Source organism: Rhodococcus sp. MurmanLake-1 (assembly GCF_056945715.1).
Genome location: NZ_JBWZNF010000013.1, coordinates 1 through 17,488, shown reverse-complemented (window position 1 = coordinate 17,488; position 17,488 = coordinate 1). Strand labels below are relative to the sequence as shown.

Genomic DNA, 17,488 nt, shown 5'->3' with positions numbered 1-17,488 from the left:
ATGACTGAGTTGCGCACTATCGATACTGTTCTCGTGGCCAACCGCGGTGAGATCGCGGTTCGCGTGATCCGCACGTTGCGTGAATTGGGAATTCGCAGCGTCGCCGTCTACAGCGACGCCGATGCGAATGCTCGCCACGTCCGCGAGGCCGACACTGCCGTCAACATCGGACCGGCCGCGGCGCGTGAAAGCTACCTCGTCATCGACAAGGTGATCGACGCTGCCAAGTCCACCGGTGCTCAGGGTATTCACCCCGGTTACGGCTTCCTGTCGGAGAACTCGGCGTTCTCGGCTGCCTGCGCGGCCGCCGGAATCGCCTTCCTCGGCCCCTCCGAGCGGGCTATCGAGGTGATGGGCGACAAGATCACCGCGAAGAACGCGGTTGCCGCGTTCGACGTGCCGGTGGTCCCGGGTATCGCTCGCCCGAATCTGACCGACGAAGAACTGATCGCAGCGGCCGAGGACATCGGCTACCCGGTGTTGGTCAAGCCTTCGGCAGGCGGCGGTGGCAAGGGAATGCGTCTGGTCGAGGATCCGGCCAATCTGGCCGAGGCTCTACGCAGTGCCCGCCGTGAGGCCGCGTCGTCGTTCGGCGACGACACCCTGTTCCTCGAGCGATTCGTCCTGCGGCCCCGGCACATCGAGGTCCAGGTTCTCGCCGACCAGCACGGCAACGTCGTTCACCTCGGTGAGCGCGAATGCAGCCTGCAGCGGCGTCACCAGAAGGTCATCGAAGAGGCTCCGTCGCCGCTGCTCGATCAGGTGACCCGTGACCGGATCGGCGCGGCAGCCTGCAACACCGCTCGAAGCGTCGATTACACCGGCGCCGGCACTGTCGAGTTCATCGTCTCCGCCGACAAGCCGGACGAGTTCTTCTTCATGGAGATGAACACCCGCCTGCAGGTCGAGCACCCCGTCACCGAAATGGTGACCGGACTGGATCTGGTCGAATGGCAGGTTCGTGTGGCAGCAGGGGAGAAGTTGGCCTTCTCCCAGAGCGACATCACACTGACCGGGCACGCTATCGAAGCTCGTGTTTACGCGGAGGATCCGGGCCGTGGGTTCCTGCCGACCGGCGGCCGCGTCGTCGATCTGGTCGAGCCGTCAGGTTCCGGCGTGCGCGTCGATTCGGGACTGCTCGCGGGCACCGTCGTCGGCAGTGACTATGACCCGATGCTCAGCAAGGTCATCGCCCACGCCCCCGACCGGGCGGGCGCACTGCGCAAGCTCGATCGCGCACTCGGTGACACCGCAGTGCTCGGAGTCGTGACCAACATCGAGTTCGCACGATTCCTCCTCGCTGATCCGGATGTGATCGCGGGCAACCTCGACACCGGTCTGCTCGATCGTCGCGTCGAAGACTTTGTCGCGGCCGACGCCTCCGACGAGGTTCTCATTGCTGCCGCGGCGTATCGCTGGCTCTCGCGATGGACAACTTCGGAATCCGTTGATCCCTGGGACGTCCCGAGTGGATGGCGCGTCGGAACTCCCGCTCCGACCAGCATCAGGCTCGCCGCCGGCACCCGAACGTCGCACGTTGCGATCGTCGGCGTTCCCGCCGATGCAAAGGTCGAGGTCGAAGGTTCACAGCCGCGCGCATTCAGCGCGACCCTGACGGGATCCGAACTGGCGGTAGTGATCGACGGACGCCGACGCACGTTTGTCGTCGCCGAGACCGATGGTGGTCTGTGGCTGGCAGGCGGCGGAACCTGGCACGTGCGCGAGGTTGCCGAAGTCAGCGTTCGCGGTGAGGACAAGCATGCCGGTGACGCCGAAATCGCCAGCCCCATGCCCGGTGCCGTCATCGCAGTCAACGTCGAGAACGGCGCGGCAGTGAGCGCGGGACAACCACTCGTCGTTGTCGAGGCCATGAAGATGGAGCACTCCTTGACGTCCCCGATCGACGGGATCGTGGAAGTGCTTGTCCGTCAGGGCGATCAGGTGATGGTGGATCAGGTTCTGGCCCGCGTGGTACCTGTCGCGGACGAAGAGACTGCAGAAGAAAAGACCGAGAACACGACGCAGAAGGAAGACGCCTGATGTCCGATTACCTTGCCACCGGAGCGCTTCCGGACGAATACCAGCAGCTCGCCAAGACGGTTGCGGATTTCGCGAAGACCGTCGTGGCACCGGTTGCTGCCGAGCACGACGCCAACCACACCTTCCCGTACGAGGTAGTGGCCGGGATGGCCGACATGGGACTGTTCGGCCTGCCGTTCCCCGAGGAGTACGGCGGAATGGGCGGCGACTACTTCGCACTCTGCCTGGCGCTCGAAGAGCTGGGCAAGGTCGACCAGAGCGTCGCGATCACTCTCGAAGCTGGTGTGTCCCTCGGCGCCATGCCGATCTACCGTTTCGGCAACGAGGCGCAGAAGGAAGAGTGGCTCCCGCAGCTCACCAGCGGAAAGTCGTTGGCTGCTTTCGGCCTGACCGAGCCGGGTGCGGGTAGCGACGCCGGCGGCACCAAGACCACCGCGAAGTTCGACAGCGGTGAGTGGATCATCAACGGCAACAAGCAGTTCATCACCAACTCGGGCACCGACATCACCAAGCTCGTGACGGTCACCGCGGTCACGGGTGTCAAGGACGGTGGCAAGAAGGAGATCTCGACCATCCTGGTACCGACAACGACCCCCGGCTTCACGGCCGAGCCCGCGTACAACAAGGTCGGCTGGAACGCATCCGACACCCATCCCCTCACGTTCGCCGATGTTCGCGTCCCCGAAGAGAATCTGCTCGGTGAGCGTGGCCGCGGCTACGCGAACTTCCTGCGCATCCTCGACGAAGGCCGCATCGCCATTTCCGCGTTGAGCGTCGGTGCCGCCCAGGGCTGCGTCGACGAGTCGATCAAGTACGCGAAGGAACGCGAGGCGTTCGGTCGGCCCATCGGACACAACCAGGCCATCGCGTTCAAGATCGCGCGTATGGAGGCCCGCGCCCACGTCGCACGTACCGCGTACTACGACGCGGCCGCACTCATGTTGTCGGGCAAGCCGTTCAAGAAGCAGGCGTCCATCGCCAAGCTCATCTCCTCCGAAGCTGCCATGGACAACGCCCGCGACGCCACCCAGATCCACGGCGGATACGGCTTCATGAACGAGTACGCCGTCGCGCGCCACTACCGTGACAGCAAGATCCTCGAAATCGGTGAGGGAACCACCGAGGTGCAGTTGATGCTCATCGCCCGTGAGGCAGGGTTGTGACGAACCCCAGGAAGATCACTCAGCGCGGACTCTGGTTCGAGGAGTTCGAGGTCGGCGCGATCTACGAGCATCGCCCAGGCCGAACGGTGACCGAGGCTGACAACGTACTGTTCACGACTCTGACGATGAACACGCAGGCGCTGCATCTTGATGCTGCGTACAGCGAAGGCACTCAATTCGGTGTGCGGCTGGTCAATTCGATGTTCACCCTGTCGACCATCGTCGGCCTCTCGGTCGCGCAGTTGACGCAGGGCACCATCGTCGCGAACCTCGGTTTCTCCGAGATCAGCTTCCCGAAGCCGCTCTTTCACGGGGACACCCTGTACGCCGAGACGCTCATCGCGGACAAGCGTGAGTCGAAGAGCCGTCCGGGCGAAGGCATCGTGACGCTCGTGCACACCGGGCGCAATCAGCACGGCGATGTCGTCGCACTTGCCACGCGCAAGACGTTGGTGCAGCTCCGCCCGGCCGAGGTGTCCTCATGACGTGGACGCCACCGGGGCCGGCCTGGTTGTTCTGCCCGGCGGATCGTCCCGAGCGCTACGCGAAGGCGGCCGCCGTTGCCGACGTCGTGATCCTCGATCTCGAAGACGGGGTGGCTCCGGCCGACAAAGAAGCCGCACGTGCAGCCCTGATCGACACTCCTCTCGATCCGGACCGGACGATTGTGCGTGTCAATCCGGTCGGTACGCCTGATCACGAACTCGATCTGATCGCGCTGGACGGCACACACTATTCGCGTCTCATGCTGTCCAAGTGCGAATCGGCCGAGGACGTCCTCTCGCTCGCACCGGCGGACGTGGTTGCACTCGTCGAGTCCCCGCGAGGAGCCCTCGCCGTGGCCGACATCGCGCTTGCTGCGAACGCCATCGGTGTCATGTGGGGAGCCGAGGATCTTGTGGCCGGTCTCGGCGGTAATTCGAGCAGGCACCCGAACGGTTCGTACCGCGACGTTGCCAAGCACGTCCGATCGACGTCTCTCCTGGCTGCGAAGAGCTACGGCCGGTTGGCTGTCGATTCCGTTTATCTCGACATCAAGGACCTCGTCGGCCTGGGCGTCGAGTCCGCTGATGCTGTCGCAGTCGGCTTCGACGTGAAGGTTGCGATCCACCCGAGTCAGGTCGAGGTCATCCGTGGTGCCTTCGCACCTTCGGAAAAAGAGATCGACTGGGCCACACGAGTGCTTGCCGCGGTGTCTACTGAACGTGGTGTGTTCGCGTTCGAGGGCAAGATGGTCGACGCTCCCGTTCTTCGTCACGCCGAGAAGCTTCTTCACCGAGCCGGAATCTTTCAGCAGAAGGAGAACTAACGGATGAGCAAAGTCGTGAATACGGCAGCTGAGGCAGTTGCCGACATCGCGAGCGGATCCAGGCTCGCAGTGGGCGGCTTCGGGCTGTGCGGTATTCCCGACGCACTGATCGCGGCGATCGCCGACGGCAACGCCACCGATCTCGAGGTGTTCTCCAACAACTGCGGTGTCGACGACTACGGTCTCGGCATTCTGCTCGGCGCGCACCGGATCGCCAGGGTGACGGCGTCGTACGTGGGGGAGAACAAGGAGTTCGCCCGCCAGTATCTCGCCGGTGAGCTCGAAGTGGAGTTGACGCCGCAGGGGACGCTGGCCGAGCGGCTGCGAGCTGGCGGTACCGGCATCCCGGCGTTCTACACTCCGGCCGGCGTCGGCACACCGATCGCCGAGGGCGGCTTGCCGTGGCGATACAACCCGGACGGTTCGATCGCCGTGGCGTCGCCACCGAAGGCGACGGCAGTGTTCGGTGGCCGCACGTATGTATTGGAAGAGGCGATCACCGCTGACTTCGCGCTCGTGCACGCGGACTACGGCGACACCGAAGGAAATCTCGTCTTCAACAAGACGGCGATGAACTTCAACCCGCTTGCTGCCATGGCCGGCCGGATCACCATCGCGCAGGTGGAGAACCTCGTCGAGCCGGGCGACATCGACCCCGCGCACGTGCACCTACCTGGGGTGTTCGTCGCGCGGGTCGTGCACACAGGTCCACAGGAGAAGCGGATCGAGAAGCGGACCGTCTCAGGAGGTACCAAGTGAGTAGCGCAGAGGAAACTCGTATCGGTTGGACCCGCCACGAGATGGCCGCTCGCGCTGCTGCCGAGATGCGGCCGGGTGAGTACGTCAACCTCGGTATCGGCCTGCCGACGCTGATCCCCAGTTACTTGCCCGAGGGTGTCAAGGTGGTCCTGCACAGCGAGAACGGCATCCTCGGTACCGGACCGTATCCGACCGATGATCAGGTCGATGCCGACCTCATCAATGCAGGTAAAGAAACCGTCACTGTCAATCCTGGTGCCGCGTTCTTCGACTCGGCCCTCTCGTTCGGGATGATCCGCGGCGGCCACATCGACACCGCGGTGCTCGGCGGGATGCAGGTGTCGAAGACGGGTGACCTCGCCAACTGGATGGTCCCCGGCAAGATGGTCAAGGGCATGGGCGGGGCGATGGACCTGGTCCACGGTGCCCGCCGCGTCATCGTCGTGATGGAGCACACCGATCGCGACGGAAACCCCAAGATCGTCGAGGCGTGCACCTTGCCGCTTACCGGGCAGGGCGTCGTCCACCGGATCATCACCGACCTGGCAGTGCTGGACGTCACCGCGGACGGGCTGGAGCTTGTGGAGCTGGCTCCAGGTGTCACCAGTGAACACCTGAAGAGTGTGACTGGTGTGGGTTTTTCCTGAAGCTTCGTACCTTCAATCGAAAGAACGCGCCGACCGCTGGTCGGCGCGTTCTTTCGTCGGTCTGTCGGCGTGTACAGATAGTCTCGATCAGCGACTGTCGAATCTGGTTCGAGCTCGGGCACCAAGTAGCTGAGGGGCCTGTAAATTGTCCGAGGTGACTGATGTGGATGGGGGTGCAGATCGTCGGCAGCAAATTGATTGTTCCAGGGGTGGAGATGTCGCGCACAGTGTCTGAACCGTGCGTTTCGGCAATGCGATCGGGGGGTAGATGAGCTGGGCGATTTGTAACGAATTGCAGCAAAACCGTCGATACACCGGGGTATGGATTTCTCTTGTCACCTATGTATCGGAGACAATGGGTGGTTCTGGCTCGTCGAGGTTGGATGAGGTCGGTAGCTGCTGCGAATCGGACGTTCGGCTCGCACGGGTGCGCAATGGTGTGGAAGAGAGGCTGTGGGCGTGAATTCGCTGGGTAACGGAGAACTGGGGAGCGGCAAGCCGGAGGTCGGCAGCTCGCCGGAAGACGTTCAGCGATCAGACGCATTCCCACTTTCGGCGGCCCAGCTCGGTATGTGGTTCGCGCAGCACCTTGATCCCGCAGTACCGGTCAACATCGCCCAGTACGTCGAACTCCGTGGTGCTCTGGAGCTTGACGCCCTTCGCCAGGCCTGTGCAGACGCCGGTCGCGAAATCGGGTCGGCCTTCGTGCGGATCTTCGAGATCGATGCCCAGCCGTACCAGATCATCGACCCCACACTCGATGATTCAGTCGGCTACGTAGACCTTCGTAGTGAAGACGACTCGCACGACGCCGCCATGCGGTGGATGCGAGCAGATCGCAGCCGGCCGATCGACATGCTTACGGACCGACTGATCTCTGCCACGATCCTGCGCCTCGGCGAGAACCGCTACTACTGGTACACGCGGGTCCACCACACAATTCTCGACGGTTTCGGTGCGTCGACGTTCGTCACTCGCGTGGCGGAGCTGTACTCAGCGCGCGTGGAGGGCCGGGATCCGGAGCCGAGTGAGGCCTCCGATCTCCGGAACGTCTACGAGGTAGACAACAAGTACCGCCAGTCGAGTCGTTTCGAAACCGATCGCAAGTACTGGGCAGACAAGATCGAGAATCTCGACGAGATCTCGAGCCTCGCGGGTCGAAGTGCCGCGCCTGCTCCAGTCAGTCGGATCGACAGTGCATCGCTGTCCAACCACGTCGAGGCTCTGCTCGGGCGGTTCCTCGAGCGCGTAGAGAAGACCACTGTTGCCGGCACTGTCGTCGCGGCGTTTGCGGCGTACCTCGCTCAGATGACCGGGCGAGAGGACGTGTCGCTGAGTCTGCCCGTTTCCGGTCGAACGACAGCCGTGCTGCGTCGATCCGGAGGCATGGTCTCCAACGTCGTGCCGCTGCGACTGACCGTCACTGCGGACACCACCGTCCAGGAGCTTCTGGACGACGTCAGGAACGAAATGTCCGGCGCACTGCGCCACCAGCGATACCGACACGAGGACATGGTTCGCGGCGGTGACGGGCCGGGCCGGGGCGGATTCTTCGGCCCGTGGATCAACATCATGATGTTTTCCACCGAGTTGGCGTTCGGGCCCCTTGTCGGCGAGCTTCACATCTTGTCCACGGGTTTGATCGAAGACCTCGGTGTCAACCTGTACCAGAGCGTCGGCGATACCCGCACACACATCGACTTCGAGTCGAATCCCAATCTGTACGCGCCCGCGGACGCCCAGCGAAATCACTCGCGGTTCGTAGAGTTTCTCGAGAAGTTCGTCTCGGCCGAAACGAGCCGCAAGGTCTGGGATCTTCCTGTCGCAACCGACGAGGAGCGAAACAAGGTTGCCTTGTGGAACCGCACCGGCTTCCACGTTGCCTCGCAGACCATCACCGAAGCATTCGAGCGTCAGGTCGAGAGAACTCCCGATGCCACCGCTGTCGTTTTCGAAGGCGCCAGCCTCACATACGCCGAATTCGACTCTCGCGCAAATGGTTTGGCTCGTCAACTCATCGCCATGGGTGTTGGGCCCGAATCGCTTGTAGGACTGTCGATCCGCAGGTCTTTGGACTTGATGGTCGGTCTGTACGCGATTGCCAAGGCTGGCGGAGCCTGGGTGCCGGTGGATCCCGACCACCCAGCGGAACGCACCGCCTACATTCTCGAGTCGGCGCAGCCCACGTGTGTTGTGACCACTGCGCGGGACGACGTGGATCTGCCCTCGGGCACACGGGTCATCGAGATCGACACACTGGACTACGGGCAGCTCGACAGCAGGCCGATCGTCAACGCAGATCGCCTGTCTCCCTTGCATTTCTCGAACACTGCGTACGTGATCTACACCTCGGGTTCGACCGGTCGACCCAAGGGTGTCGCGGTCACTCACGCGGCGATCAACAATCAGCTTCAGTGGATGAACGCCGAGTACGAGCTTTCGGCGTCGGACATCTACCTGCAGAAGACCGCTACGACATTCGACGTGTCGCTGTGGGGATTCTTCATGCCGTTGCAGGTCGGCGCCACGCTCGTCGTCGCGACTCCGGACGGTCATCGAGACCCGATCTACGTGGCGAACAAGATCGCGGAGCTCGGCGTCACGATCACCGACTTCGTGCCATCCATGCTCACGCTGTTCACTGCGAATGCACCTGCCGGATCTTGTGATTCGTTGCGCCACGTGTTCGTCATCGGCGAGGCGCTCCCGCCCGAGACGTCTTCCGCCTTCCGTGAACTCTGTGGAGCCGGACTGCACAACCTGTACGGTCCGACCGAAGCCGCGGTATCGGTCACGTACTACGAGGCCGTGGCCACGGATACTACTTCCGTGCCGATCGGTATGCCGCAGTGGAACACTCAGGCGCACGTACTGGACGGACAACTTCGCCCGACCCCCATCGGGCAGCCGGGTGAGCTCTATCTCGCCGGCGTTCAACTCGCGCGCGGATACGTTGGTCGACCGGACCTGAGCTCGGATCGGTTCGTAGCCAATCCGTACGGCACGGCCGGTGAGCGTATGTACCGGACCGGCGACCTCGTCCGCCGCCGTGAGGACGGAAACCTCGACTACATCGGGCGTACCGACTTCCAGGTGAAGTTCCGTGGGCAGCGCATCGAGCTCGGCGAAATCGAGACCGTCCTTCTGGCACACCCCGACGTTTCCCAGGCTGTTGTCTTGGTGACCGTCACCCCGACCGGTGATCAATTGGTCGGCTACGTAGTGCCGGGCCCGGGCCGAAACATCGATGCTGCGGTGCTCAGTGAGTTCGCCGGTCGAAGCCTCCCTTCGTACATGGTTCCGGCCGCGTTGATGGTGCTCGATGCGTTGCCGCTCAACACGAGTGGCAAATTGGATCGTGCCGGGTTGCCCGAGCCGGTGTTCGCGAGTGCGAAGCAGTACCGCGAGCCCCGCACCGAAATCGAGCGGGTTGTCGCTGACGTCTTTGCCGACGTTCTCGGTGTCGAGCGCGTCGGTATCGACGACGACTTCTTCGAACTCGGTGGAAACTCGCTGGTTGCAACACAGTTGGTGACCCGCGTGGGTTCCGCCTTGGGAGTGCAACTCGGCGTTCGAGAGCTTTTCGAGTCCACCACGGTCGCTACCTTGGCGGCCCGCGCCGAGTCTGTGGCGGGTAACGCGCGGCAGCTCACCCCGCTGATCGCCAAGCCTCGTCCCCAGGTTGTCCCGCTCTCGCTTGCACAGCAGCGCATGTGGTTCATCAACCGTCTCGAGCCGTCGACGCCGGCGTACAACCTTCCGTTCACGGTCCGGCTCACCGGTTCGGTGGACCCGTCTGCCCTGCATGCCGCGGTGATGGATCTTCTCGAGCGACACGAGTCCTTGCGGACGATCTACCCTGATGTCGACGGAACCGCGCAACAGATGGTTCTGCCGGTCGACCGGGCCGCGGTGGAGTTGAATCCGGTCAAGATTCGGAATTCGCATCTCGACGCGGCGCTGTTCGACGTGGCGTCTCGCGGCTTCGACGTGACGCTCGAAATCCCGGTACGGGTTGCCCTCTTCGAGGTGTCTCCGACGGACTACGTCCTGGTGATGGTTCTCCATCACATCGCTGCAGACGGACTGTCGTTCCGTCCGCTCGCACGTGACCTTCTCGTCGCATACTCGGCGCGAAGTGAGAAGTCTGCGCCGGCGTGGACGCCGCTGCCGATTCAGTATGCCGATTACGCCCTGTGGCAGCGCGAAGCACTGGGATCCGACGAAGACCCGCGCTCGGAGTCGTCTCGCCAGATCAACTTCTGGCGCCGGGCACTTGCCGATTTGCCGGATCAGTTGGATCTGCCGACCGACCGACCTCGTCCTGCCATCGCGTCCAATCACGGTGCCAAGCACCATTTTCAGATCAGCGAACGCACGACGCGCAAGTTGAACGAGTTGGCGCGCTCGAGGAGCGTCTCGCTGTTCATGGTGTTGCAGGCGGCATATGCAACGCTGTTGAGCCGGCTCAGTGGTACCTCCGACATCGCGATCGGTGCCCCGATCGGCGGGCGAGGCGATCAAGCGCTCAACGACGTGATCGGCATGTTCGTGAACACCCTGGTGCTTCGCACCGAGGTCGATCCTGATGAGTCATTCGCCAATTTGATTCAGCGAGTTCGTGATTCGGGCTTGTCTGCGTACGCACATGCGGATGTCCCATTCGAGCGCCTGGTAGAGGCTCTCAATCCGCCGCGCTCACGGGCTCGTCACCCTCTGTTCCAGGTTGCGTTGACCGCGGAGATCAGTGGACGGCGCGAGCTCGAGTTCTCTGGAGTGAAGGCCGTGGCGGCGGAACTCGAGGTGCCGATCGCGAAGTTCGACATCGAGCTGATGGTGTCCGAGGGGCAAGAGGGCGCAACGGACTTCGAAGGCCTGGACGCGACGCTTACCTACGCGACCGATCTCTTCGATGCTTCGACAATGGTGAAGTTCGCCGAGCGTTTCATCCGCGTCCTGAATGCCGTCGTCGACGATCAAAATACCAAGGTCGGCGATATCGCCGTGTTCGGGAATGACGAGTCGGCAAGAGTGCTCGACTGGTCGGCGGGAACGCGCAGTAGTGCTCCGGAGTTGTCGATCCTGTCGGCCTTCTACCGGGCTGCAGACGCTCAGCCGAACGCCGTCGCGGTGGCGGACGACGATCGAACACTGACCTACGAGGAATTGGACACACGGTCCAGTCTCCTCGCACTGGAACTGGCCGCGACCGGTGTATGTGCGGGCGACGTTGTGGCGTTGACCGTTCCCAGGTCGTGGCAATGGGTAGTGGCGATGCTGGCTGCATGGAAGGTAGGAGCCGCGTACGCACCCATCGACCCGAGCTTCCCGCAGGAGCGCATCCAGTCGATTCTGGAAGATACCGATGCGGTGTGTGTCGTGACCGTCGACGTCATCGAACTCGACATCCCGGTACTCGTTGTGAAGTCTGATCTTCCACCGGCGCCCGCCGTTCAGCGCCAGGACGACCCCTGGCTTTCTGTCGGTGCGAAAGATCATCTCGGATATGTGATTTCGACGTCCGGCTCGACCGGGCGTCCCAAGCCGACGATGGTACCGATGCGAGGCATCGAGAACACTGTCGCGTGGTACCGCTCGGAACTGCCCGAAGCCGGACCGATCCTCGTTGCGTCCTCACCGAGTTTCGACCTCACGCAGAAGAACATATGGGCAGCGCTCGGTAGTGGCGTGCCGCTTCATTTGAGCGGAGATGGTTTCGATCCGCATGCCATTCTCGGGATCGTCGAATCAGCTGGCATCCGTGTTGCGAACATGTCGCCGAGCGCCTTCGTCGCTCTTTCCGATGCAGATGCGGAGGGAGTGCTCACACAACTGGATGTAGTCTTCCTCGGCGGTGAGCCGATCCAACTCCCCAGGCTCTCGCACCTGATGCGGGCTGGAGTGCGAATCGTCAACAGCTATGGTCCCACTGAGGCTTCGGATGTTGTTTCGGCACTGTCCGCGACATCCGAGCACAGCGCCGGTGTGCCTATCGGTACGTCGATTCCGAACATCGACTTGTTTGTGCTCGATTCTCGTCTGCATCCGGTCCCAGCCGGCCTGATCGGCGAGCTGTACGTTGCTGGCGTTGGTGTCGGGCGAGGTTACGGTGCTCGGTTCGACGTGACGGCTGAACGGTTCGTCGCAAATCCGTTCGGCGACGGTGGTTCCAGGATGTACCGGACAGGCGATCTTGTCCGGTGGAACGATCTGGGACAGTTGGAGTATGTCGGCCGCAGCGACTTCCAGGTGAAACTGCGTGGGCTGCGGATCGAATTGGGCGAGATCGAAGCCGCGCTCGTGTCGCTCGAGTCAGTCGTGCAAGCCGTCGTCTTGATGCACAACGACGAACGGATCGGCGATCAACTTGTCGCGTTCGTCGTCGCGGACGGTGACACGTCCCTCGAAGCTGAGATGCTCACGACTGCCGTCGCGGAGAAGCTTCCCGAGTACATGATTCCTTCCGCGTTCATGATCGTGGAGGAAATCCCCCTGACGTCGAACGGCAAGTTGGATCGTCGCGCATTGCCAGTTCCCACGTTCGAGGTCCGCGAGTTTCGTGCACCCACCACGCCGGTGGAAGAGATTGTCGCGCAGGTGATTGCGGATGTTCTCGGAGTGGAACGAGTCGGCCTCGACGACGACTTCTTTGAACTCGGTGGCAACTCCCTGGTGGCTACTCAGGTCACCTCCCGATTGGGGCGGGCGCTCGACACTACGGTGCCGGTGCGAACGCTATTCGACGTTTCCACCGTCGAGGCGCTCGCCGCACACATCGAGTCGCACGTAGGTAGCGGCGGGCAGAAGGCGCTCGTCGCACAGGTGCGTCCCGCGGAAATTCCGTTGTCGCTGGCGCAGCAGCGCATGTGGTTCCTGAACCGCTTCGACACCGACTCAGCTGCTTACAACATCACTTTTGCTCTGCACCTGACTGGTCATCTCGATACTGCCGCGATGGAAACTGCGCTCGAGGACGTACTGGCCCGGCATGAAGTGCTCCGAACGGTATATCCGGACGGGGCTTCCGGACCGAAGCAGTCGATTCTGTCGCTTTCGGAGGCGTTCGGTGGACTGACCGTGGAGTCGGTTTCGGATCCGGACGAGCTCGAAAGTCGAGTCGCTGCAATCGGATCCTCAGCGATCGACGTCACTGTCGACGTGCCGATCCGTGTCCGCCTGTTGACGGTCAGCGACACCGAGCACACCCTCGCGATCGTGGTTCATCACATCGCCGCTGACGGTTGGTCGATGGCGCCCCTGGCTCGCGATGTCATGATTGCCTACTCGGCACGCAAGGATGGGACCGCGCCGGCGTGGCAGCCGTTGACTGTGCAGTACGCCGACTATTCGTTGTGGCAGCGTGAGGTTCTGGGGTCGGAAGACGACTCGGAATCACTGATCTCGCAGCAGATCTCGTACTGGACCGAGACTCTGGCAGACCTACCGGATGTGATCGAGCTTCCGTCGGACCGGTCTCGGCCTGATGTGGCGTCGATGCGCGGCGAGCGATTCGCGTTCGAGATCTCCGGGGATGTGCACCGCCGATTGGACGCGCTGGCACGGGAGAACAACGCGACGCTCTTCATGGCGTTGCACTCGGCGCTTGCCGTTCTGATGGCCCGACTGAGCGGAACCTCGGACATCGCCGTGGGCACTCCCGTTGCCGGTCGTGGCGACGAGGCGCTCGACGATCTCGTCGGCATGTTCGTCAACACGCTTGTTCTGCGGACCGAGGTCGACCCGGCCCAGGCATTCACGGATCTGCTGGCTGCGGCGAGTGATTCTGCGCTCGGAGCGTTCGCTCACTCGGACGTGCCCTTCGAGCGGTTGGTGGACGTCTTGGCTCCCGCCCGGTCGCAGGCCAGACATCCGCTGTTCCAGGTCGTGCTGTCCTTGCAGAATCTCGCGCAAACGGCATTGGAACTGCCGGGACTGGCGATCAAGGCCGCCGAAATCGACACGACCACTGCCAAGTTCGACCTCGAACTCGCAGTAACCGAGTCGATCGGCGAAGACGGGATCCAGCAAGGGCTCTCGGCCGAATTCACGTTTGCTGCAGATCTGTTCGACGTTTCGACGGTCGAAGGGTTTGCTCGGCGTCTGGTTCGTATCCTCGAGACTGTCGTGTCGGTTCCTTCGATTGTCGTCGGTGACATCGATATTCTCGATGCGGCCGAGCGGGGTGTGCTGGCCGATGTTCATGGAGGTCAGTCGGTCTCGGGAACCCTGGTCGAGATTCTCACAGCGGCGGCCGCTTTGGATCCGTCGGCGGATGCGATTCGCTTCGACGGTCAGTCGATCAGCTACCTCGAACTCGACGAGCGGTCGTCGCAACTCGCTCGTGTTCTGATTGCGAAGGGCGTCGGGCCGGAGGATCGGGTCGCGATCGCGATTCCGCGTTCGGCCGATTCGGTTCTCGCTCTGTGGGCAGTCGCGAAAACGGGTGCTGCGTTCGTACCAGTCGACCCGACGTATCCGGTTGACCGTATCGCCCATATGATCTCCGATTCCGGTGCGGTGCTGGGTCTTGCGCTCAGTGACGTCGAGGCAGGATTGCCGTCGGCGTTGACATGGGTTGTTCTCGACGACGAGAAGACAGTGGCGGCGTGCGCGGCAGAATCCTGCGCGCCGGTGAGTGATTCGGATCGACGTAGTGCGATCGACGAGCGGCAGCCTGCGTACGTCATCTACACGTCCGGCACCACAGGTCTGCCCAAGGGCGTTGTGGTCACCAACGCCGGTGTGGCGAATTTCTGTGCCGAGCAGGTCGAGCGCTATGCGCTGACCGCGGATGCTCGGACGCTGCATTTCGCCTCGCCGAGTTTCGATGCGTCTGTCCTCGAGTTGCTGATGGCATTCGGCTCCGCGTCGACGATGGTGATTGCGCCGACGACGGTGTACGGCGGTGCGGAACTGGCCGAGATCTTGCGTTCGGAGGGCGTGACGCATGCGTTCGTGACGCCCGCTGCGCTGGCATCAGTGGATCCGAGCGGGCTTGACGCGTTGCGGGTGGTTGTCGTCGGTGGCGAAGCCAGTTCGCGGTCTCTCGTTGCCAAGTGGGCGGTGCCGCTTCCGGATGGCGGTGTGCGTGGATTCTTCAATGCGTACGGTCCGACGGAGTCGACGGTCGCCTCGAACATCAGCGATACGCTGACCGCGTTTGATCGCATGAACATCGGCGGCCCGATTCGGGGTATGGCCGCGCGGATCTTGGACGGCCGCTTGCAGCCTGTGCCGGTTGGTGTCGCAGGTGAGTTGTACGTGTCGGGTGTTCAGGTCGCTCGTGGATACCTGGGACAGCCGGCATTGACGGCGGGTCGTTTTGTCGCAGACCCGTTCGGGGCGCCGGGTGAGCGGTTGTACCGCACGGGTGACGTGGTCCGGTGGATCGACGGTGGCGCAGTGGAGTACGTGGGCCGCAGTGACTTCCAGGTCAAGATCCGTGGGTTTCGTATCGAACTCGGCGAGATCGAGGCCGCGCTGACCCGTTGCGCGGGCGTTGCGCAAGCTGTTGCTCTTGTTCGCTCCGACGATCACTTCGGAGATCGTCTCGTTGCATACGTGGTGCCACAGGCCGGCGCCGAGGTGGATCCCGCACAGGTCATCGAGTCGGTGTCGACGTTCCTGACCGGCTACATGGTCCCCGACTCGGTACTGGTACTCGATTCGATTCCGTTGACCACCGCGGGCAAGACGGACATCAAAGCTCTGCCATCGCCCGTGTTCGAGTCGAAGGTGTATCAGGCGCCGATCACGACCGTCGAAGAGACTGTCGCGCAGGTGTTCTCCGAAGTTCTCGGAGTCGCACAGGTTGGCCGCGACGACGACTTCTTCGAGCTCGGAGGCAACTCGCTGATCGCGACCCGTGTCGCCGCACGGCTGGGGGAGGCGCTTGACACAAGCGTTCCGGTTCGTGCGCTCTTCGAAGCGTCGACCGTGCAGTCACTCGCGCTCCGGCTCGAGCTGCACGCCGGTTCGGGTGCCACGGCCCCACTGGTCCCGCAGTCCCGGCCCGCTCGGATCCCACTTTCGTTGGCGCAGCAGCGCATGTGGTTCCTGAACAGGTTCGAACCCGCGTCGGCAGTGAACAACGTTCCGGCGGCGATCAGGATTTCGGGCGCCCTCGACGTGGCAGCTCTCAACGCTGCCGTGCTCGATGTCGTGGGCCGACACGAATCACTGCGGACGCTGTATCCGGACGTCGACGGCGTCGGGTACCAGGAAATCCGTGACGTTCGAGACGTTGTTGTCGATCTCAGCCCCGTGTCGATCACGGAAGATCGCCTGGCTGCAGGCGTCGCAGAGCTGGCGACGGTCGGCTTCGACGTGACGTCTGAAGTCCCGTTGCGCGCCAAGCTCTTCAAAGTCGGCGACAGCGAATGCGTCCTGGTGTTCGTGGTGCATCACATCTCGACCGATGGTTTCTCGATGGGCCCGTTGACCCGCGACGTGATGGTTGCCTACGAAGCACGTACACGAGCGTCCGTGCCGGCTTGGACGCCGTTGCCGGTGCAGTACGCCGATTACTCGTTGTGGCAGCGTGAGGTTCTCGGGTCCGAGGAGGATCCGCAGTCCGTGATCGCGAAGCAGATTGCGTTCTGGTCGGATGCGTTGGCTGAGCTTCCGGAGCAGTTGGATCTGCCTGCCGATCGTCCGCGTCCCGAGGTCGCTTCAGGGCGCGGAGCCGAGGTCGAGTTCGATATCGACGCCACTCTGCACGAAGCTGTCAATTCGATTGCGCACAGCAGTAACTCGACACCGTTCATGGTTGTTCACGCAGCGCTCGCCGTCGTACTTTCTCGTTTGTCCGCAACGACCGACATCGCGATCGGTACACCGATCGCGGGTCGCGGTGAGGCGCAGCTCGACGATCTGATCGGTATGTTCGTCAACACTTTGGTGCTGCGTACCGAGGTTGATCCGTCGATGTCGTTCGCGGATCTGTTGGCTTCGGCGCGTGAAGTGGATCTACAGGCGTTCGCGCATGCGGATGTTCCGTTCGAGCGTGTGGTGGAGGTTCTCGATCCGGTTCGTTCGCAGGCTCGTCATCCGCTGTTTCAGGTGGCGTTGACGTTCCAGAACCACGAACAGGCAACGCTCGAATTGGGCGACCTCGAAGTGTCGATCGAAAGTGCCGATCTTGCGTTGGCGAAATTCGACCTCCAGTTGACCCTGACCGAACGAACCGACGAGGCCGGCGCACCCGCCGGAATGTCCGCCTCGTTGACGTATGCGACGGATCTGTTCGACGAGTCGACCGTTGTGGAATTCGGTGATCGGCTGGTACGGACCTTCCGTGCGGTGACTGCTGATCCCACCGTAGCGGTGGGTGACGTTGACATCTTGGTCGATGGTGAACGAAACCTGCTGTCCCGCTTCAGTGCTGGCAAGATCGATCGTGGTGTGGATTCGACGTTGTCGGCGTGGTTCGATGATGCTGCTGCGCGGTTTGGTGATCGGACCGCGGTGCGGTTCGGTGGCGAGTCGTTGTCTTATGGTGAGTTGTCGGTTCGGTCGAATCGGTTGGCGCGCAGGTTGATTGCTCAGGGTTGTGGTCCGGAGTCGTTGGT

At 62.7% G+C, this 17,488-nt stretch carries 7 protein-coding genes; all 7 read left to right on the top strand.

The genetic code is table 11. The features are described from left to right. Window positions 1-2,040, top strand: coding sequence for an acetyl-CoA carboxylase biotin carboxylase subunit (locus AC2ETI_RS26620; protein WP_029254902.1), 2,040 nt, complete (start codon window positions 1-3; stop codon window positions 2,038-2,040). Beyond that, entirely contained in the window at window positions 2,040-3,203 is a 1,164-nt protein-coding gene (locus tag AC2ETI_RS26615) for an acyl-CoA dehydrogenase family protein (protein ID WP_020906879.1), read from the top strand. The genes AC2ETI_RS26620 and AC2ETI_RS26615 overlap by 1 nt, the downstream gene beginning before the upstream one ends. Continuing rightward, window positions 3,200-3,688, top strand: a complete 489-nt coding sequence (locus AC2ETI_RS26610; RefSeq protein WP_047889533.1) for a MaoC family dehydratase — start codon at window positions 3,200-3,202, stop codon at window positions 3,686-3,688. Before AC2ETI_RS26615 ends, AC2ETI_RS26610 begins: the two co-directional genes overlap by 4 nt. Continuing rightward, window positions 3,685-4,512, top strand: a complete 828-nt coding sequence (locus tag AC2ETI_RS26605; protein ID WP_020906880.1) for an HpcH/HpaI aldolase/citrate lyase family protein — start codon at window positions 3,685-3,687, stop codon at window positions 4,510-4,512. The genes AC2ETI_RS26610 and AC2ETI_RS26605 overlap by 4 nt, the downstream gene beginning before the upstream one ends. Before the next feature lie 3 nt (window positions 4,513-4,515). Beyond that, window positions 4,516-5,271: a CoA transferase subunit A gene (locus AC2ETI_RS26600; protein ID WP_446696213.1), complete on the top strand. Its 756-nt coding sequence runs from the start codon at window positions 4,516-4,518 to the stop codon at window positions 5,269-5,271. Between the two features lie 41 nt (window positions 5,272-5,312). After that, window positions 5,313-5,918, top strand: a complete 606-nt coding sequence (locus tag AC2ETI_RS26595; RefSeq protein WP_174531772.1) for a 3-oxoacid CoA-transferase subunit B — start codon at window positions 5,313-5,315, stop codon at window positions 5,916-5,918. Window positions 5,919-6,488: 570 nt separating this feature from the next. Continuing rightward, window positions 6,489-17,488 (top strand): amino acid adenylation domain-containing protein (locus tag AC2ETI_RS26590; protein WP_483634670.1); only part of this gene is annotated, 11,000 nt, incomplete at its 3' end.